An 18987-nucleotide genomic window follows, 5' to 3' on the forward strand; every position below is an offset into this window, starting at 1 on the left:
GAATGCCTGCCGAGGGCATTATGAAAGGAAAATGACGATGGACCAGACGGAAAGCGGACCGGGCGGGTGTGGCTGCCTGACGCCGGAACAGGTGCGTGTCCTGCGTGAACATGGAACCGAACGTCCCGGTTCCAGCCCCCTGAATGACGAAAAACGCCCCGGCGAATATCGTTGCGCCGGATGTGGCGCCGCGCTGTTTTCCTCCACCGCCAAGTATGACAGCGGAAGTGGCTGGCCGTCCTTTACGCAGGCGCTGCCCGGCGCGGTCGCCACCACCACGGACACCAGTCACGGCATGACCCGGACGGAGGTCCACTGCGCGCACTGCCACGGCCATCTGGGCCATGTCTTCCCCGACGGGCCGCCGCCCACGGGACAGCGCTACTGCATGAACGGCATCGTGCTGACATTCGTCCCGCGCGATGGCGGGGTGGGGGCATGACGGACTTTTCCCATGACCCCGGCGTCGTGGTCGTCACGCATCCGCTGGCGCAGCACAAGCTGACGCTGATGCGTGACGCGCGGACCTCGACGGGGGAGTTCCGCACGCTGGCGCGCGAACTCAGCGTGCTGCTGGGCTACGAGGCGATGCGCGACCTGCCGCTGGAGAACGTGGAGATCGAAACCCCGCTGGAACGCATGGACGCGCCCCGCCTTGCGGGCAAGAAGCTCTGCCTTGTCTCCATCCTGCGGGCGGGGAACGGGATCCTTGACGGGATGCTCGACCTCGTGCCGTCGGCGCGGGTGGGGCATATCGGCCTGTTCCGTGATCCCGAAACGCTGGAGCCTGTGGAATATTACCTCAAGCTGCCTGACGATATCGGGCGGCGCATCTGCATCGTGGTGGACCCGATGCTGGCGACGGGCCACAGCGCCGCCGCCGCGATCGCGCGCCTGAAACAGGCGGGGGCGGAAAATATCGTCTTCGTCTGCCTGCTGGCCGCACCGCAGGGCGTCGCCTGCCTGCGTGCGGAACATCCCGATGTGCGGATCGTCACCTGTGCGATTGACCGCGAACTTGACGGCCATGGCTACATCCGGCCCGGCCTCGGGGATGCGGGGGACCGCCTGTTCGGCACGAAGTAGGAAGGAAGCCCCGGGCTCTGCCCGGACCCGGCAGGGAGCGCGCTCCCTGCACCCTGATTCATTGTCCGGGAAGTTCTGGAAAATCAGGGAAAGTCATAAAAGTTTTTGGTGAAGCTTTTTTTTTAAAAGCTTCGAAAGACGCTGCCCTTTTAAAAAGGCAGCGCCCCCTCACGCGCGGCGCACGATATAGGTCTTCGACAGTTCCGCCTCCAGCGCGCGGGCATGTTCGGGGTCGCGTGCCTCGATCATGACCTCGAGTTCGGCGGCCTGCACGCTGGGCGTGGTGAACAGGCGCTGGTGCGAGACCTCGATGATGTTGCCGCCCGCCTCGCCGATCTTGCGCGAGATGTCGGCCAGCACGCCGGGACGGTCGGGAATTTCCATCTTCAGGCACAAAAGCCGCCCGTCGCGCAGGAGCGAGCGCAGCAGCGTGTTGGCAAGGATGCGGCTGTCGATGTTGCCACCCGTGATCGGCAGCGCGACCCGCTTGCCCCGGAACAGTTCGGGATAGGTCAGCACGGCGGCCAGTGCGGTCGCACCCGCGCCCTCGCTCACCTGCTTGGCACCTTCGGCCAGCATGGTGATCGCGGTCTCGATCGCGCTTTCGGGCACCGTCAGCACGGTGGAGACATGTTCGCGCAGAACCTCGAGTGGCTGGCGCCCAACCTTGAGCACCGCGATCCCCTCGGCAATGGTCGGGCCGCCGGGAGGAAGCACCTCATCACCGGGAAAGCCGGAAAGCGAGGAGTAGTTCTCCACCTGCACGCCCATGATGTCCATGCCCGGACGCAGCGCGCGTGCGCTCACCGCGCAGCCCGACAGCAGGCCGCCACCGCCAATGGGGCAGACGAAGGTGTCGAGTTCGCCCGCATCCTCCAGCAGTTCGAGGGCGAAGGTGCCCTGCCCGGCCATGACCTCGGGGTCGTCATAGGGATGGACGAACACCCGGCCCTCGCGCTCGCACAGTTCGTTGGCGTGGGCCGTGGCCTCGGCGAAGTTGTCGCCATGCAGGACGACGCGCGCGCCCCACGCGGCGGTGCGCGTCACCTTGGCCACGGGGGTGAAGCGCGGCATGACGATCACCGCGTCAATGCCCAGAAGCGAGGCATGGCGGGCCACGCCCTGCGCATGGTTCCCGGCGGAAACCGTGATCACGCCGCGCCTGCGCTCGCTCTCATCCAGCAGCGCAAGCTTGTTGGCGGCGCCGCGTTCCTTGAAGGACCCCACGGCCTGCAGGTTGTCGAGCTTGAGCACGATATCCGCGCCGGTCGCCCGCGAAAGCGCCTGCGACGGAAGGGTCGGGGTGCGCAGGACACGCCCCTCGATCCGCCGTGCGGCGGCGCGGATATCGTCGAATGTGATCACGTTCTTCGCCTCAGCCGTAGGTGACGGCCAGTATTTCATAGGTCCGGTCGCCACCGGGGGCCGGGACGGACACGGTATCGCCCACGCTCTTGCCGATCAGCGACTTGGCCAGCGGGGAGGAGACGGACAGCAGGCCCTGCTTGATGTCGGCCTCATAGACGCCGACGATCTGGTAGGTGGCTTCCTTGTCGGTTTCCTCGTCCACGAGATGGACGCGCGCGCCGAATTTCACCTGGTCGCCCGACAGGGTGGCAGGGTCGATCACCTCGGCGGAGGAGACGATCTCCTCCAGTTCGAGGATACGGCCCTCGGTAAAGGACTGGCGTTCGCGCGCGGCGTGGTATTCGGCATTTTCCGACAGGTCGCCGTGGCTGCGCGCCTCGGCGATGGCCAGTATGATGGCCGGGCGTTCTTCACTCTTGAGCTTGCGAAGTTCTTCTTCGAGCCGTTGCAGGCCAGCGCCTGTCATCGGAAATTTCTGCAAGATGTATCCCCGGGGTGAAGGTCAGCGTTCGATGACTGACGGATGGTGTGGTCATGGCGGACGCCCGCATGAAACGACCCCCGCCCATCCGCGCGGCCGATGGGGCCGACGGACGGGCAGGGGCATGCATGGCGTTCAGTACGATCCCTTAAAGTAGGATTGAAGCGGCGCGACTTCAAGAACCCCGTCGCGCATCGCAGCAATCGCATAGGTCGCGGCCCGTGCGCCCGCGATGGTGGTGTAATGCGGGATGCCATGCGTCAGCGCGGAACGGCGGATGTCAAAGCTGTCGGCAACCGCCTGCGCGCCCTGCGCGGTGTTGATGACCATCTGGATTTCGCCCGAACGGATCGCATCCACGCAGTTGGGACGACCCTCCAGCACCTTGTTGACCACGCGCACCTCGACGCCCGCGTCACGCAGGCACTGCGCGGTGCCACGGGTTGCGACCACGCTGAATCCCATGTCCACCAGGCGGCGGCCCAGCGACTTGACGGCGGCCTTGTCGCTGTCGCGCACCGACAGGAACACCTCCCCCGACAGCGGCAGGCGCACGCCGGCGGCAAGCTGCGACTTGGCGAACGCACGCTCGAACGAGGCGTCGAGGCCCATGACCTCACCCGTGGAGCGCATTTCCGGCCCGAGGATCGTATCGACGTCGGGGAAGCGGTTGAACGGGAACACCGCTTCCTTCACCGCGACATGCGGGGCCACCGCCTGGTCATCAAGGCGGAATTCCGACAGGTGTGCGCCAGCCATGACACGCGCGCCGATCTTGGCGACGGGAACGCCCGTGGCCTTGGCGACGAAGGGCACGGTGCGCGACGCGCGGGGATTGACCTCAAGGACGAAGATGTCGTGTCCCTTGATCGCGTACTGCACGTTCATCAGCCCGACAATGCCGAGTTCGCGGGCCATGGCCTCCGTCTGTGCCTTCAGTTCGGTGACGATGGCGGGCGAGAGGGTATAGGGCGGCAGCGAACAGGCGCTGTCACCCGAATGGATGCCCGCTTCCTCGATATGTTCCATGACACCGGCGACATAGACGTCGGTGCCATCGGCGATGCAGTCCACGTCGGCCTCGATCGCGTCGTTGAGGTAGCGGTCGATCAGCACCGGACCCGACGCTACGTCATGCCCCGCAAGCTGTAGCGCCACGCGCATGTAGCGCTGCAGGCTGGCGCGGTCATGCACGATTTCCATCGCACGCCCACCCAGCACATAGGACGGGCGCACCACGACGGGGTATCCGATCCGGTCGGCCACGTCCTCGGCTTCCGCCAGCGACCGTGCGATGCCGTTTTCGGGCTGGCGCAGGCCGACCTTGTGCAGCATCGCCTGGAAGCGTTCGCGGTCCTCTGCCCGGTCGATGGCGTCCGCCGGCGTGCCCAGCAGCGCAATCCCCGCCGTCTCCAGCGCATGTGACAGCTTCAGCGGCGTCTGGCCACCATACTGCATGATGCAGCCCAGCACGGTGCCGTTTTCCTGTTCGCGGCGGATCAGGGCGATCACGTCCTCTGCCGTCAGCGGCTCGAAATACAGCCGGTCGGACGTGTCGTAATCGGTGGACACCGTCTCGGGGTTGCAGTTGACCATGATGGTCTCGAACCCGGCCTCACGCAGGGCATAGGCCGCATGCACGCAGCAATAGTCGAACTCGATCCCCTGTCCGATGCGGTTCGGCCCGCCGCCAAGGATGACGATCTTCTTCCGGTCGGTCGGATCACTTTCACATTCCGGCGCGCCGAACCCACCTTCGTAGGTGGAATACATGTATGGCGTGGGCGATGCGAACTCACCCGCGCAGGTGTCGATCCGCTTGTAGGCGGGCGTGACGCCCAGGCGCGTGCGCAGTTCGAGGATTTCCGCCGCTGACGTGCCCGACAGCCGCGCAAGCTGCACGTCGGAGAAGCCGAGGCTTTTCAGCGCGCGCATCCGGTCCGCATCGCGCGGCAGGCCGTCGCGCACGATGGCATGTTCGGCGGCGATGATCTTTTGCAGTTCACGCAGGAACCACGGCTCGAACCTGCAGGCGTCGTGGATGTCCTCGACGCTCAGGCCCGCGCGCAGGGCCTGCGCCGCCATCAGGATGCGTTCGGGGCGTGGCTGCGACAGGGCGGCGCGGAAGGCGTCCGGCCCGCCATCGCCCGGCGCGTCCACGGGGTCGAGGCCCGAAAGCCCGATTTCCATGGACCGCAGGCCCTTCTGCATTGCCTCGGGGAAGGAGCGGCCGATGGCCATCGCCTCGCCCACGGATTTCATGCTGGTGGACAGCAGCGCCGGGGTGCCGGGGAACTTCTCGAACGTGAAGCGCGGGATCTTGACGACGACGTAGTCGATCGTCGGCTCGAACGAGGCCGGGGTGCTGCCGCCGGTGATGTCGTTGGCCAGTTCGTCAAGCGTGTAGCCCACCGCAAGCTTCGCCGCGATCTTGGCGATGGGGAAGCCCGTCGCCTTGGACGCCAGCGCGGAGGAGCGCGAGACGCGGGGGTTCATCTCGATCACGACCATGCGGCCATCGACGGGGTTGATGCCGAACTGCACGTTCGACCCGCCGGTTTCCACCCCGATCTTGCGCAGGCACGCTAGGGAGGCGTCGCGCATGCGCTTGTATTCCTTGTCCGTCAGCGTCAGCGCCGGGGCGACGGTGATGGAATCACCCGTATGCACGCCCATCGGGTCGATATTCTCGATGGAGCAGATGATGATGCAGTTGTCGGCGGCGTCGCGCACGACCTCCATCTCGTACTCTTTCCAGCCGAGGACGGATTCCTCGATCAGCACCTCGGTCGTGGGGGAGGCGTCGAGGCCGGAGGAGACGATGCGATCGAACTCCTCGCGGTTATAGGCGATGCCGCCGCCCGACCCGCCCATGGTGAAGGACGGGCGGATGACCGACGGCAGGCCCACCTGCTTGAGCGCCTCGCGCGCTTCGGTCAGGGTATGGGCGATGACGCTGCGCGGGCTTTCGATGCCGATGGCGTCCATCGCCTCGCGGAATTTCTGCCGGTCCTCGGCACGGTCGATCACCTCGGCGTTGGCACCGATCAGTTCGACATCGTGCTTCTTGAGGAAGCCCGACTTGTCGAGCGCCATCGCCGTGTTCAGCGCGGTCTGCCCGCCCATGGTCGGCAGGATGGCGTCGGGCTTTTCACGCAGGATGATGCGTTCGACGAATTCCGGGGTGATCGGCTCGATATAGGTCGCATCCGCAAGGCCCGGGTCGGTCATGATCGTCGCCGGGTTGGAATTGACGAGGATGACGCGATAGCCCTCTTCCTTCAGGGCCTTGCACGCCTGCGCGCCGGAATAGTCGAATTCGCACGCCTGGCCGATCACGATCGGGCCGGCGCCGATAATCAGGATGGAGCTGATATCTGTCCGTTTGGGCATGTCGATACGGCTTTCAGGCGGTGGGGGAGAGGGAGTCGATCAGGGCGACGAAACGGTCGAACAGGTAGCGGCTGTCCGACGGTCCGGGGCTGGATTCGGGATGGTACTGCACCGAAAACGCGGGGTAGCGGTCGGACGCGATGCCTTCGTTCGATCCGTCGAACAGGCTGATATGCGTCGCGCGCACGCCATCGGGCAGGGTCTTGTCATCCACGGCGAAGCCATGGTTCTGGCTGGTGATTTCCACCTTGCCGGTGGCGAGGTCCTTGACGGGCTGGTTCGCGCCGCGATGTCCGCGCTCCAGCTTGTAGGTTTTCGCCCCCAGCGTCAGGGCCAGCAACTGGTGGCCAAGGCAGATGCCGAACACCGGCTTGCCCGCGTCAAGCACGCCACGGATGGCGGGGACGGCATAGGACGCGGTGGCCGCCGGGTCGCCGGGGCCGTTGGACAGGAACACGCCTGCCGGATCGTGCGACAGGATATCTTCGGCCGTGGCGGTGGCGGGGACGACGATCACCTCGCACCCGGCCGATGACAGGCAGCGCAGGATATTGCGCTTCGCCCCGTAATCGACGGCGACGACGCGGCGGCGCTTTGCCGGCAGCGGCACGGTGCCGTGCGGCCAGTGCCACACGCCCTCATCCCAGGCGTAGGGTTTGGCGCAGGTGACTTCGCGCGCAAGGTCCATGCCCTCCAGCCCCGGCCACGCGCGGGCCTGCGCCTGAAGTGCTGCGATGTCGATCCTGCCGTCGGCGGGGTAGGCGACGATGGCCGTCTGCGGGCCGCCATCGCGGATGCGGCGCGTGATCGCGCGCGTGTCGATGCCGCAGATGCCCGGGATGCCGCGTGCCTTCAGCCACGCATCAAGCGATTCCACCGAACGCCAGTTCGCGGGCGCGGTCAGGTCTTCCTTGACCACCAGTGCGCGTGCGGCGACGCGCGCGGCCTCGTCATCCTCCGGCGTGGTGCCGACATTGCCGATATGGGGAAAGGTGAAGGTGATGATCTGCCCGGCGAAGGACGGGTCCGTCAGGGTTTCCTGATATCCCGTCATGCCGGTGGAGAAGCAGATCTCCCCGATGGCGGAGGCGGCTTCGCCATGTGCGCCAAAGCCGCGTCCCCACAGGACGGTGCCATCGGCCAGGATCAGGGCGGCGGTCGCGGCGGTGGGGCGCTCGGCCGGGACGGTCGGGGAAGGCGCGGTCATGGGGGGCTCCGGTCGGTCGGATTCTGTGGCGGGTTGCAGGTCGGACAGGGACAGCCCGGTTTCGCGCAGCACCACGGTCCAGTGCTTGGGCGGGATGGCGCGGGCCTGTCGCCATTTGCGCACGGCCTCGGTACTGACACCCGTCAGGCGCGCGGCCTGTTCGGGGCCGCCAAGGCGCTTTATGATCTCGTCTATTGTCATCGGCATCTGGATGATTGTCCCTTCCGGGTCTATTTCCTATCAGCGGCCGCAGGCGATGGGAAGAAAATTCCGCACCCCCTGCGTGTCGCGGGACGTGGGAAAAACATTCCCGGACGGGATGGCCGTCCTACATCCCCCTTTATCAACAGGAGTTTGAATATGTCCTTGCGCGCACGTTTCATGGAAGACCTCAAGACAGCCATGAAGGCCGGGCAGAGCGACCGTGTCGGCACGATCCGCATGATCACGGCAAAGCTGAAAGACCTCGACATCGCGGGCCGCGCCAAGGGGGAGGATCAGGTCAGCGACGACGCCGTGATCGGCATGCTGCGCAGCATGGTGAAGTCGCGCACGGAGTCCGCGGCGATGTACCTGCAGGGCGGGCGTCCCGAACTGGCGGAAAAGGAAGAGGCGGAAATCGCCCTGATCCGCAGCTACCTGCCCGCCGACCTTGACGAGGAAACGATCGAGGCCGCCGCGCGCGAGGCGATCGAACGCACGGATGCGACCTCCATGAAGGACATGGGCCGAGTCATGGCGGCGCTGAAGACGCAGTTCGGCAGCGCGCTGGATGCCGCGATCGCAAGTTCGGTGGTCAAGTCGCTGCTGTCCGCGCGCTGAAGGCGTAGCGGCCCATGGCATTCGACCCCGCGTTCCTGGACGAACTTCGTGCCCGCACCCCGATCACCTCGGTCATCGGGCGGCGCACGAAGCTTGTGCGCTCCGGCCGGAACTGGAAGGCGTGCTGCCCCTTCCATGGGGAAAAGACGCCGTCATTCTATGTCTATGACGACCATTTCCACTGCTTCGGCTGTGGCGTGCATGGCGATGTGATCTCCTTCGTCATGCAGAGCGAGGGGCGCTCCTTCCCCGAGGCGGTGGAGGAACTCGCCACCGCTGCGGGGCTGGAGATGCCGCGCATGGACCGCCACCAGCGCGACATGCAGCGCGAGGCGCGCACGCTGGGCGATGTGCTGGAGGCGGTGCAGCAGGTGTGGCGCCTGCGCCTGCACCGTAACGAGGGGCGCGAGGGGCTGGCCTACCTGCGCGGGCGCGGCCTGACGGACGAGACGATCGCAGGCTTCGGCCTTGGCTGGTCCGGCGACGGGCGCGGCGGACTGGTGCAGGAACTCGCGGCGCAGGACATCACCCCGCAGATGCTGGCGCAGGCGGGCCTGATGCGGGTGGATGAACAGGGGCGGCCGAAGGGCGAGCTGTTCTTCAACCGCGTCACCTTTCCCATCCATGACCGGCGCGGGCGTCTGGTCTCCTTTGGCGGGCGCATCCTTGGCGATGGGCAGCCCAAATACCTCAATGGCCCGGAAACCGCGATCTTTGCCAAGCGCCGTGTCCTGTTCGGCCTTGACCGCGCCCGCGCTGCGGTGCGCGGGCCACGCGGCGGGGGGGATGTCCCCCCGCGGCCCGAACTGCTGGTGGTCGAAGGCTACATGGATGTCATCGCCCTGCACCAGGCGGGGTTTGGTGGCGCGGTCGCCCCGCTGGGCACGGCGCTGACGGCGGAACAGATGGAGGCGCTGTGGCAGGTCTCCCCCGCGCCGGTGCTGTGTTTCGATGGCGATGCGGCGGGGCAGCGCGCGGCGGTGAAGGCGGCGGAGACGGCGCTGCCACTGCTCAATGTCGAACGGACCCTGCGCTTTTGCACCCTGCCGGAGGGGGAGGACCCCGACAGCCTGCTGCGCCAGCGCGGCACGGCGGCGATGACCGCCCTGATCGACGGCGCGCGCCCGCTGAGCGAGGTGCTGTTCGGGTTGCTCAGCGAGGGGGTGCGCGATCCCGGGCCGGAACAGCGCGCGGCCCTGCGGCAGCGGCTGGAGGGGGCGGCGGCCCAGATCCCGGACCGGGCGCTGGCGTCGGAATACCGCTCCACCCTGCTGGACCGTTTCTTTTCCACGTTCCGCCGCCGTGCCCCTTCCGGGCGCAAGGGGCAGGGGAAAGGGGCAGCACCCCCGCCACGCGCGTCGGCGGGGGTGCTGCCCGTGGCGCCGGACCTCGATGCGCAGGCCGTGGCGCTGGAGCGCATGCGCATCCTGACCGCCATCCTGCTGCGCCATCCCGAAGTGGTCGAGGAAGTGCAGGATGCGTACTGCCGCCTGGACCTGCCGGTTGAACTCTCTGCGCTGCGGGCCGTCATGATCGACATGCTGGCGGAGGAGGACGGTGATCCCGATGCCCCCACGCTGATGGCCACGCTGCTGACGCGCATAGAGGCGGCGGAACTGTCGGACATGCGTGCGCGCGTGCTGTCGTCGCATCCCCTGCCACTGTCGGCGCAGGAGCGCGATGACCTGATGGATGTCGATGTGCGGCAGGAATGGTGGCATTTTTACGCGCTTTTGAACGTGGAGCGTTTTGCCGCCGACGTGCGCCTTGATACCGAACGCATGATGGCGGGGGAATTTGACGAACGCCAGTGGGAAAACCTGCGTGTCCGGCTGCTGGCGCTGGAGTCGCTGCGGCGGGGCGGGAACATTCCCGATACGCAATGAGCGCGCGGTGTTTTTGGGGAAATCAGGGCGTGCCCCTTGACTTCGGGGGGTGAATCGACCACCTGCACCTGTCGAAAGAACTGTATGCTATACAATGGCCGTATTTGTGTTTCTGCCGCGTGTCAGGCGCGATGGAAACGGCGGAAGGGACAGTGTTCCCCGACGCGGGGCCTTTGATGTTTCCGCCCGGACCGGGCGGGCCACAGATTTGCTGGGTAGGGATTGATCGGGCATGGCGACAAAGACAGCCGCGGGAACGGATGCAGCTTCCGGTGATCAGGACAATGACACCACCTTGCTGGATACGCAGTCCGGAGCCGTCAAAAGGCTGATCGCGCGTGGCAAGGAACGGGGCTACATCACCTTTGACGAACTGAACGCCGTCCTTCCGCAGGACCAGATGTCTTCCGAACAGATCGAGGACGTCATGGCGGCCCTGTCGGAAATGGGCATGCAGGTCGTCGAGAACGAGGACAACGACAGCGAGTCCGAAGACACCGCTGCCGAGCCGGAAGCCAAGAGCGAGGAACCCGCCGAGGGCGAAAGCGAGGAACCGGCCGCCGGTAACGTCGATAGCGAGAACCTTGGCCGCACCGACGACCCGGTGCGCATGTACCTGCACGAAATGGGATCGGTCGAACTCCTCTCCCGCGAGGGCGAGATCGCGATCGCCAAGCGGATCGAGGCGGGCCGTGACGAGATGATCGGCGGCCTGTGCGAAAGCCCGCTGACGTTCCGCGCCATCATTTCGTGGCACGAACGGCTCAAGGCCGGGGAAATGCTGCTGCGTGACATCGTCGATCTCGAGGCGATGCAGTCCGGCAATGCCGCCCCGGGCGAGGAGACGGAAGAAGGCGAGGAACCCGCGTCCGAAGACGGTTTCGAGGCCACGTCCGAGAACGAGGAGGCCGAGGAAGGCGAGGGTGAGGGCGAAGGCGCCGGCCTGTCGCTCTCCGCGCTGGAGGAAAAGCTCAAGCCCGAGATCCTCGAACAGTTCGAGGAAGTCGAGGCGCTGTACGCCCGCCTGCACGAACTTCAGGCCACGCGGCTTGAGAAACTGACGTCGGGCGGTGAAATCTCCGCCGAGGCGGAGGCCGCGTACGAGCAGTTGCGCTGCGAACTTGTCGGCAAGGTCCAGCAGGTCCACCTCCACAACACCCGCATCGAGGTGCTGGTGGAACACCTGAAGGCCATCTTCCAGCGCCTTAACGGGCTGGAGGGGCGCATGCTGCGCCTCGCCGAAAGCACCAAGGTCTCGCGCGAGGATTTCCTGCTGAAATATCGCGGGCGCGAACTGGACCCGGGCTGGGTGGATGTCGTCTCCGCCCTGCCGGGCAAGGCGTGGAAGAATTTTGTCGCCAAGCACATGGACACGGTCATCCGCCTGCGTGGGCAGGTGGCGGAACTGACGCAGGAGACGGGGCTGCCGGTGGGCGAATTCCTCCGCGTCTATGCCACCGTGTCGCGGGGCGAGCGTGATTCCGCGCGCGCCAAGAAGGAAATGATCGAGGCGAACCTGCGCCTCGTGATCTCGATCGCCAAGAAATACACCAATCGCGGCCTGCAGTTCCTCGACCTGATTCAGGAAGGCAATATCGGCCTGATGAAGGCGGTGGACAAATTCGAATACCGCCGTGGCTACAAATTCTCGACCTATGCGACATGGTGGATCCGCCAGGCGATCACGCGCTCCATCGCGGACCAGGCGCGCACGATCCGCATCCCGGTCCACATGATCGAGACGATCAACAAGCTGGTGCGTACCTCGCGCCAGATGCTGCACGAGATCGGGCGCGAGCCCGCGCCGGAGGAACTGGCCGAAAAGCTGGGTATGCCGCTGGAGAAGGTGCGCAAGGTGCTCAAGATCGCCAAGGAGCCGATCTCCCTCGAAACCCCGATCGGGGATGAGGAAGACAGCCACCTGGGTGATTTCATCGAGGACAAGACGGCGGTCATCCCGCTGGATGCCGCGATCCAGACGAACCTGCGCGAGGCGACGACGCGCGTGCTCTCCTCGCTCACCCCGCGAGAGGAGCGTGTGCTGCGCATGCGCTTTGGCATCGGCATGAACACCGACCATACGCTCGAGGAGGTGGGGCAGCAGTTCAACGTGACGCGTGAACGCATCCGCCAGATCGAGGCCAAGGCCCTGCGCAAGCTCAAGCATCCCAGCCGCAGCCGCAAGCTTCGCTCCTTCCTTGACGATAACTGATCGTCCCGGGGGCCGGGTCGTGGTGCAGGGTGTCACGCGGGTGTCGGTGGACGTGACGTTCCTGTGCATGGACCGCCAGCCACCCGGTCCCGTCCCGGAATTGCCGGAAGGTTATGAGATACGGCGGGAGATCCATCCCGCCGTATCGCTGTACCGCGACCTGTACAACCGTATCGGGCAGGATTACTGCTGGTGGCTGCGGCGTGTGATGGGGGATGCGCAACTGGCCGAACTGCTGGGCAATCCGGCGGTCGGGGTCTATGTCCTGCGCGACCATGGCGAGGTGGCCGGGTTCTTTGAACTCGATGCGCGGCAATGTCCCGATATCAACCTTGCCTATTTCGGGCTGCTGCCCCGGTGGATCGGGCGTGGGGTCGGGCTGTCATTCCTGCATGCCGCCATCCGCACGGCATGGCGGCAGCGTCCCGCCGCGCTGCGGGTCAATACCTGTTCCGCCGATCATCCACGTGCGCTTCCGAACTATGTCCGGGCGGGATTCCGCGTGGTTCGGGTCCTGCGAGAGGTATGGGACATTCCCGACCATATCGGGCTGCACCTACCGGAAATCCAGTAAAATCTGACAGTTAGGAAATTCTGAAACTCATACTTAATGTAAGTGCAAAATTATTTTGTTTCGCCAGTTGTTATGACAACATATGGAACCAATATCTGCTCCAGAAAAGGAGATATGGTCGGGTGGAATACAATTTTTCCTATTATTCGTTTTGCGGGATAAGCAAGGCAGACCTGCTGTCCGGTCTGGGCATGCAGGACACCGGTACCCTCGACGCCAATGGGCAGTATGATTTTACCATGGCGCAGTTGCCGGACCACTGGATTGTCTTTCGCTACAACAACCTTGGTCGGCCGCCTGCCGTCGCGCGAAAGGAACTGTCGCGGCAGGGGACCCTGATTGCGTGCGACGTGCGCGAAGGCGAGCATGTCTGCCGCGTGGAGTGTTATGAACATGGCGTACTGAAATGGTCCATCAGCCACGATGGGGAGGCAGGCGATACGCTGGACCTTGAGGTGGTGGGGATCGTGCCGCCCACCTTCGCCCCCATGCGCAGGGCTGCCTTCGCCGCGCAGCAGAAGGCCGATCAGGCGGGGGAGGACGCCCATTACATGTACTGGCTGCCGCTTGACTTTGCCGCCAGCCTGACCGGTTACCGCTATGACCGGGAAAAATTCCCGTGGGGCACGCCGCAGTTCACGGAAATCGAACCGGTCATCCCGACCACGTTCTGATGCATGGGAAGGGGCCTGCCGCTCAGGCGGCGGTCCCTTCGCGGACGCGGGTATAGAACGCCTCGATCAGGTGCGCCTGGCGATCGGGGTTGAAACGTTGCATGTCCCACTCCTGCGGGCCGAGTTGGCGCATGTGGCGCAGGCCCTGCGCCATGGCGGCGACATCGCCAGGCGGGACAAGCGAAGGCGAGGCGGGGGGCAGGATGTCAAGCACCCCGCCCGCCGCCGTCGCGATGACAGGCAGGTGCGCCGCCATGGCCTCCAGCAGGGCAAGGCCGAAGGGTTCATGCAGCGATGGCATGACGAAGCCGTCAAGCATGCCCAGGTCGGCCGGGAAATCGGAGCGGTAGCCCGGGAAGATGACATCCCCGCCGCCCATGGCCTCCAGCCGGGCACGTTCGGGTCCATCCCCGAACAGGATCAGTCGCGCATCGGGCAGGGCGGCCTGCCTGAACGCGCGGATCAGGATATCAAATCCCTTCTTTGTCACCATCCGGCCCCCGCCGCCGACCAGGAACGTTTTGTCCCCCACGCCGAACTGCGTGCGCATGCGCTGGCGTTCGGCGGGTGTCGGGCGCGGGCGCTGGCGGGTCCAGTTGCCGATGACGGTCCGTGCGCCCGCGAATGTGGACGGGATTTCGTCGGCCTGCCACCGGGCAATGCAGATCAGCGCGTCACAGCGGCCATAGGCGCGCGCGCTGAAACGGCTGTGCAGGGTGGCGATAAGCGGGACATGGCGTGGACGTGGCAGCAGGCCAAGGCGGAAGCTGCTTTTGCCCAGGTGGGTATGGATCACGTCGGGACGAAAATCCGCCAGCGTCTTCAGGTAGGACACGCAATATCCCCCACGCCCGGCGCGGACCATGCGTACCGGTGGTGCGATATGGGGGGTGATGTCGCTGCCGGTCAGCGGGTCGGTGGTCCGGCGGTCGATATGGATGCAGACTTCGTGGTGGTGTGCCTGCATCGCGGCCAGTTCGGTGACATAACGTTCTGTTCCGGCAAATTCACGGGTCATTATGCAATGCAGAATGCGCAAGATGACATCCTCAGGAGGCTGCGGGATACACGACTATCGTGCATGGATAGTGGAAAAAAAAACCTACAAAGCGGAGAATGCTTAAAAACTGTTTCAAAGTGGCGCGGACATGCGCCCACCGTCCCGGCGATATGAGAGGGGAATATCGGGGCGACTGCGCTTTTTTCCTTGTCTGCGGGGGACGATCGTGCTTCAACGCGCACCTTCCCTGCCGGGTGCGTGGCATCGTCCCCGGCTATACCCGCGTCATGTGACAGCATGATGGCGCGGCGGACCGTGTCCGTTGCGAAAGGGGTTGAACAGATCCGAAGGGAGTTCCCATGCCATTGTATGAAACCGTGCTGATTGCACGTAACGACGTGTCGCAGCAGCAGGTCGAAGCCATCGCCGATGGCATCGCAACCGTGCTGGAAGCGGAATCCGGTTCGATCAAGAAGCGTGAATACTGGGGCCTGCGTACCCTGGCGTACCGCATCAAGAAGAACCGCAAGGGACACTACATGCTCCTCGGCCTGGATGCGACGCCTGCCGCCATCAAGGAAATCGAGCGTCAGCTCAGCCTGAACGAAGACGTCCTGCGCGTGCTGATGCTGCGCGTTGACGAAATCGACGAGGCCCCGTCCGTGATCCTGTCGCGCAAGGGTGACGAGCGCGAGCGTGGGTTCCGTTGTCCGAAGCCCGCCGGTCGTTTCGAAAGCGGCCGTGGCAACAGTGGCGGCCAGCGCCGCAACTATGACGACCGCGAAGAGTTCCGCGCCCGTAACGAGCGTGAAGAACAGCAGCGCAACAATGCCGGCGCCCCCGCCAGCAGCGAAGCGGAGTAAGAGCTGATGTCCGAGACAACCGAGATCAACCCCGCCGCCCGTCGCGTGGCCGTGGGTGCGCGTCGTCCGTTTTACCGTCGCCGCAAGTCCTGCCCGTTCTCCGGCCCCAACGCGCCGCAGATCGACTACAAGGACGTGCGCCTGCTGAGCCGCTTCCTGTCCGAGCGTGGCAAGATCGTCCCCAGCCGCATCACGGCAGTGTCCGCCAAGAAGCAGCGTGAACTGGCCCAGGCCATCAAGCGCGCCCGTTTCCTGGCCCTGCTGCCCTATATCGTAAGCTGAGGGAGGCAGAACCATGTCCGCAGTAGAACTCATCCTGCTCCAGCGCGTCGAGAAGCTGGGCCAGATGGGCGAGATCGTCACGGTGAAGCCGGGCTATGCCCGCAACTTCCTCCTGCCGCAGGGCAAGGCGATCCGCGCCAACGCACACAACCGCGAGCGTTTCGAGCGTGAGCGCGTGCAGCTTGAGGCCCAGAACCTCAAGCGTCGCGAGGAGGCCGAGCGCCTGTCCGAGCGCATGCACGGCCTGTCCGTCATCCTGATCCGTCAGGCCGGCGACAGCGGCAGCCTGTATGGCTCCGTCACCACCCGCGACATCGCCGAGGCGACGACCAAGGCTGGCCTGACGATCTCGCGCTCGCAGGTTATCCTGCCCGAGCCGATCAAGCAGCTTGGTGTGTACGAAGTCCGCGTGGCCCTGCATCCGGAAGTTTCGATGCAGGTCAGCGTGAACGTCGCACGTTCGGAAGAAGAAGCCGAACGTCAGGCACGCGGTGAGGAAATCGGCGCCGAGCGCGACGATGATGCCTCCGGCTTTGTCTAGGAAGCGGTCGAAACCGAAGCCGCCCCCGAAGAAGCCGTCGCGGAGACGACGGAAGAACACCCCGCCGCCTGATTTGGCGTGCAGGCCGGTCCATCCCTGTGATGGGCCGGATGTTCAAGGCATGAAGGCCCGGTGGGAATGTCCCGTCGGGCCTTCTGTCATTTTGGGAAGCTTTCTCAGGGCTCTGCCCTGAAACCCGCCAAAGGGCATTGCCCTTTGGAAACCATGACTTGCGGTTGTTCCGGAAGCCTCAGACATTCAAAAGTTTTTGGTGAAGCTTTTTTCAAAAAGCTTCAGAAGACGCCGCCTTTATTCTTTGATCAGGAAGCCGAAGACTGACGCCCCAGATGGGCATGGGCCAGCCGGTCGAAATCAGCGATGTCGAGCGTCTCCGCACGCCGGTTCCCCGCAATGCCTGCGGCCTCCAGCAATGCTTCCCCGCCGATGCCCCGCAACGCGCCCCGCAGCATCTTGCGCCGCTGGCCAAAGGCGGCCGCCGTGACCTGCTCCATCGCGCGGAACAGGGCAGGGGCAGGCTGCTGCGCATGGGGGATCAGGTTCACCACGGCGGACTGCACCTTGGGCGGCGGGGAAAAGGCGCCGGGCGGAATGATCATGACGATGCCGCACCGCGCAACCCATTGCGACAGGACCGCAAGCCGCCCGTAATGATCGGAATCCGGCGTGGCGCAGATACGCTCCGCCACCTCAAGCTGGAACATCAGCGTCAGGCGCGCCCACTGCGACGCCTGCCGCAGCCAGCCAATCAGCATCGGCGTGCCGACGTTATAGGGCAGGTTGGCGACGATCTGGCGCGGGGCGGGGCACAGGGTGGTCAGGTCACGACGCATGGCGTCGGCCTCCACCACATGCAGGCGCCACGGATATGAGGCGGCCAGTTCGTTCATGATGACAATGGCGCGGGCATCGACCTCCACCACCGTCAGGCTGGCGGCAGGGGTATTGAGGAGTGCGCGCGTCAGGCCGCCCGGACCGGGGCCAACCTCCACCACGTTTACACCATCGAGCCTGCCTGCCATGCCCGCGATGCGCGCGGTGATGCCGGGGTCGAGCAGGAAATGCTGCCCCAGTGACTTGCGCGCGTCGAGGCCATGGCGCGCGATGACGTCACGCAGCGATTCGCGCGGCGGGGAACCGGAAAGCGTCATGCCTGGCGGGATCAGGACTTGGAACGCATGTCGATGACCGCACGACGGTGCAGGTCACGATCCAACTGCCGCGATGTCTGTTCCACACGTTCATTGAGCAACTGGTCGGCGATCTCGCTTGGTGTCTGCAGGGCGACGTTACGCTCCTCCCGCTTGCAGACCATGATGAGGGCGATGCCGTACATCGACACCAGCGGGTGGCTGGTTTCCCCGGGCTTGAGGCTTTCCATCACTTCGCGCATCTGCGGGTTCAGGCGGTCAACGCGCAGTTCGCCGGGATCGGTGGGGTGTTTTTCGCCGTATTTCTTGTTAAGCGCTTCCATCTCGTCACAGGACTTGATCTTGCCGGCAAGGTCGCTGGCCTGCTGGAGGGTCTGCTTCTGCTGGTCGGACGGGTCCTGCGGGTTGAGGGGCTGCGTAAAGGGCAGGAATGCCTGATGGATGCTCAGGATGGTCGCCATTTCATGGCCGACCGTACGGCGGCTGTTGATGGTCGCGATCACGTACCCACCGGCAACACGGATGGGGTTGGAAATCGCGCCGTCGGGCATCTTGCGCGCGACCTCGACCACTTCGGGGTCAAGGCTGTCTTCCTGCGTCCAGCCGAGCATCCCGCCTTCAAGCGCGCTCTGGCTCTGGGAGAACTGGGCCGCGACGATGGGGAACGGCGCGCCTTCGCGCAGTTCCTGAATGATGGTCTCGGTGAATTTGAGTTCGGTTTCGGGATGGTGGGGATCCTCGACCGGGACGAAGATCTCGCTGATCATGTACTGCGGCTTGCCATCCTCGCGCTTCAGCGCGTCGGTGCGCTGCTGGATCTCGGTCGCGGTGATGCGCCCGCGTGACCCGGTTTCCATGCGCAGCACCTGCGACCAGCCCACCTGCACGCGGATCTGGTCGATCAGGGTCGTGAGCGAGATGCTGTCCTGCGCCAGGCGGTTGCGCAGGGAGTTTTCGGGCATGCCATTGCGCTGCTCGATCCCGGAAATGGCGGCGGCGATCTGTGCGACGGGCACGTTGATGTGCCGCTCCAGCATCGCCTCCATGCGCAGGCGTTCGTCAATCAACTGGCGCACGATCTGCGGGCGCAGGCGGGTCATGATGTCGTCGCTGACATCCAGCCCCGATGACAGCGCGAACAGCCGCCCGCGCGTATCGACATCGCGCTTCGTCAGGACGGATCCATTGACGATGGCGATGATCGAATCCTCGGTCTGCGGTTCCGCGCTGGTGCCTGCATCCGTCTTGTGGCGGGCATGGCGGGTGCTTGCGGCATCGGCGCCGTGGCAGGTGGCGACGGCCATCGCCGCCGTCATCAGCCCCGCGCCCATGCACGATGCCAGCCTGCGTGCCTGCCGGGCCGCACGACGGGAAGGGACGCTGCCAGGGGTGGCGGAAAACCAACGCATTCAGATCAATCTTTCACGCA

17 protein-coding genes are annotated in these 18987 nt (G+C 65.1%); 10 read left to right on the forward strand and 7 right to left on the reverse strand.

Annotated elements, in window-relative coordinates:
• The first annotated feature begins 31 nt into the window (after positions 1–31).
• Both msrB and upp read left to right on the forward strand, forming a co-directional pair.
• Positions 32–442 carry a peptide-methionine (R)-S-oxide reductase MsrB gene (gene msrB / locus CFR72_RS00730; protein WP_171790429.1) on the forward strand — a complete coding sequence of 137 codons (411 nt, stop codon included), beginning with the start codon at positions 32–34 and terminating at the stop codon, positions 440–442.
• Positions 439–1086 carry a uracil phosphoribosyltransferase gene (upp, locus tag CFR72_RS00735; RefSeq protein ID WP_110912148.1) on the forward strand — a complete coding sequence of 216 codons (648 nt, stop codon included), beginning with the start codon at positions 439–441 and terminating at the stop codon, positions 1084–1086. The genes msrB and upp overlap by 4 nt, the downstream gene beginning before the upstream one ends.
• Before the next feature lie 168 nt (positions 1087–1254).
• On the opposite strand, the gene CFR72_RS00740 is transcribed toward upp, so the two are convergent.
• The 4 genes from CFR72_RS00740 to carA form a co-directional block, all read right to left on the reverse strand.
• The gene (locus CFR72_RS00740; RefSeq protein ID WP_110912149.1) at positions 1255–2451 is read right to left on the reverse strand and encodes a threonine ammonia-lyase; all 1197 of its coding nucleotides are present in this window, start codon (positions 2449–2451) and stop codon (positions 1255–1257) included.
• Between the two features lie 10 nt (positions 2452–2461).
• Positions 2462–2935 (reverse strand): transcription elongation factor GreA, encoded by a 474-nt coding sequence (gene greA, locus CFR72_RS00745; RefSeq protein ID WP_110912150.1) that lies wholly within the window; start codon positions 2933–2935, stop codon positions 2462–2464.
• Positions 2936–3070: 135 nt separating this feature from the next.
• Complete coding sequence (gene carB, locus CFR72_RS00750; RefSeq protein WP_110912151.1) at positions 3071–6328, reverse strand: carbamoyl-phosphate synthase large subunit; 3258 nt, start codon at positions 6326–6328, stop codon at positions 3071–3073.
• 13 nt (positions 6329–6341) lie between these two features.
• Positions 6342–7742, reverse strand: a complete 1401-nt coding sequence (gene carA, locus CFR72_RS00755) for a glutamine-hydrolyzing carbamoyl-phosphate synthase small subunit (RefSeq protein WP_110912152.1) — start codon at positions 7740–7742, stop codon at positions 6342–6344.
• 153 nt (positions 7743–7895) lie between these two features.
• Here carA and CFR72_RS00760 point away from each other — a divergent pair, with 153 nt between their 5' ends.
• The 5 genes from CFR72_RS00760 to CFR72_RS00780 all read left to right on the forward strand — a co-directional run bounded on the left by CFR72_RS00760 (position 7896) and on the right by CFR72_RS00780 (position 13703).
• Positions 7896–8357 carry a GatB/YqeY domain-containing protein gene (locus CFR72_RS00760; protein WP_110912153.1) on the forward strand — a complete coding sequence of 154 codons (462 nt, stop codon included), beginning with the start codon at positions 7896–7898 and terminating at the stop codon, positions 8355–8357.
• Positions 8358–8371: 14 nt separating this feature from the next.
• On the forward strand, positions 8372–10243 hold the full coding sequence (gene dnaG / locus CFR72_RS00765) for a DNA primase (RefSeq protein ID WP_110912154.1): 1872 nt from the start codon (positions 8372–8374) through the stop codon (positions 10241–10243).
• 232 nt (positions 10244–10475) lie between these two features.
• A complete protein-coding gene (gene rpoD / locus CFR72_RS00770) occupies positions 10476–12455 on the forward strand; it encodes an RNA polymerase sigma factor RpoD (RefSeq protein ID WP_110912155.1) in 1980 nt (659 codons plus the stop codon).
• Between the two features lie 67 nt (positions 12456–12522).
• On the forward strand, positions 12523–13029 hold the full coding sequence (locus CFR72_RS00775; RefSeq protein ID WP_110912225.1) for a GNAT family N-acetyltransferase: 507 nt from the start codon (positions 12523–12525) through the stop codon (positions 13027–13029).
• 122 nt (positions 13030–13151) lie between these two features.
• Complete coding sequence (locus CFR72_RS00780; protein WP_110912156.1) at positions 13152–13703, forward strand: hypothetical protein; 552 nt, start codon at positions 13152–13154, stop codon at positions 13701–13703.
• A gap of 22 nt (positions 13704–13725) precedes the next feature.
• Here CFR72_RS00780 and CFR72_RS00785 read toward each other — a convergent pair whose 3' ends face one another.
• Positions 13726–14721: a glycosyltransferase family 4 protein gene (locus CFR72_RS00785; RefSeq protein WP_110912157.1), complete on the reverse strand. Its 996-nt coding sequence runs from the start codon at positions 14719–14721 to the stop codon at positions 13726–13728.
• Between the two features lie 341 nt (positions 14722–15062).
• Between CFR72_RS00785 and rpsF the strand changes: the two genes are divergently transcribed.
• From rpsF to rplI, 3 genes are read left to right on the forward strand one after another with little or no spacing between them, the layout of a single operon-like run.
• Positions 15063–15566, forward strand: coding sequence for a 30S ribosomal protein S6 (rpsF, locus tag CFR72_RS00790; RefSeq protein WP_110912158.1), 504 nt, complete (start codon positions 15063–15065; stop codon positions 15564–15566).
• A gap of 6 nt (positions 15567–15572) precedes the next feature.
• Complete coding sequence (gene rpsR / locus CFR72_RS00795) at positions 15573–15848, forward strand: 30S ribosomal protein S18 (protein ID WP_110096040.1); 276 nt, start codon at positions 15573–15575, stop codon at positions 15846–15848.
• 13 nt (positions 15849–15861) lie between these two features.
• Positions 15862–16389 (forward strand): 50S ribosomal protein L9, encoded by a 528-nt coding sequence (rplI, locus tag CFR72_RS00800; RefSeq protein ID WP_110912159.1) that lies wholly within the window; start codon positions 15862–15864, stop codon positions 16387–16389.
• A 320-nt stretch (positions 16390–16709) separates the two neighbouring features.
• Here the strand turns inward: rplI and rsmA are convergent, their stop codons facing one another.
• Entirely contained in the window at positions 16710–17558 is an 849-nt protein-coding gene (rsmA, locus tag CFR72_RS00805) for a 16S rRNA (adenine(1518)-N(6)/adenine(1519)-N(6))-dimethyltransferase RsmA (RefSeq protein WP_110912160.1), read from the reverse strand.
• Between the two features lie 11 nt (positions 17559–17569).
• Positions 17570–18967 carry a peptidylprolyl isomerase gene (locus tag CFR72_RS00810; protein WP_110912161.1) on the reverse strand — a complete coding sequence of 466 codons (1398 nt, stop codon included), beginning with the start codon at positions 18965–18967 and terminating at the stop codon, positions 17570–17572.
• Positions 18968–18987 lie beyond the last annotated feature (20 nt).

Source organism: Gluconacetobacter entanii (genome assembly GCF_003206495.1).
GTDB lineage: Bacteria > Pseudomonadota > Alphaproteobacteria > Acetobacterales > Acetobacteraceae > Novacetimonas > Novacetimonas entanii.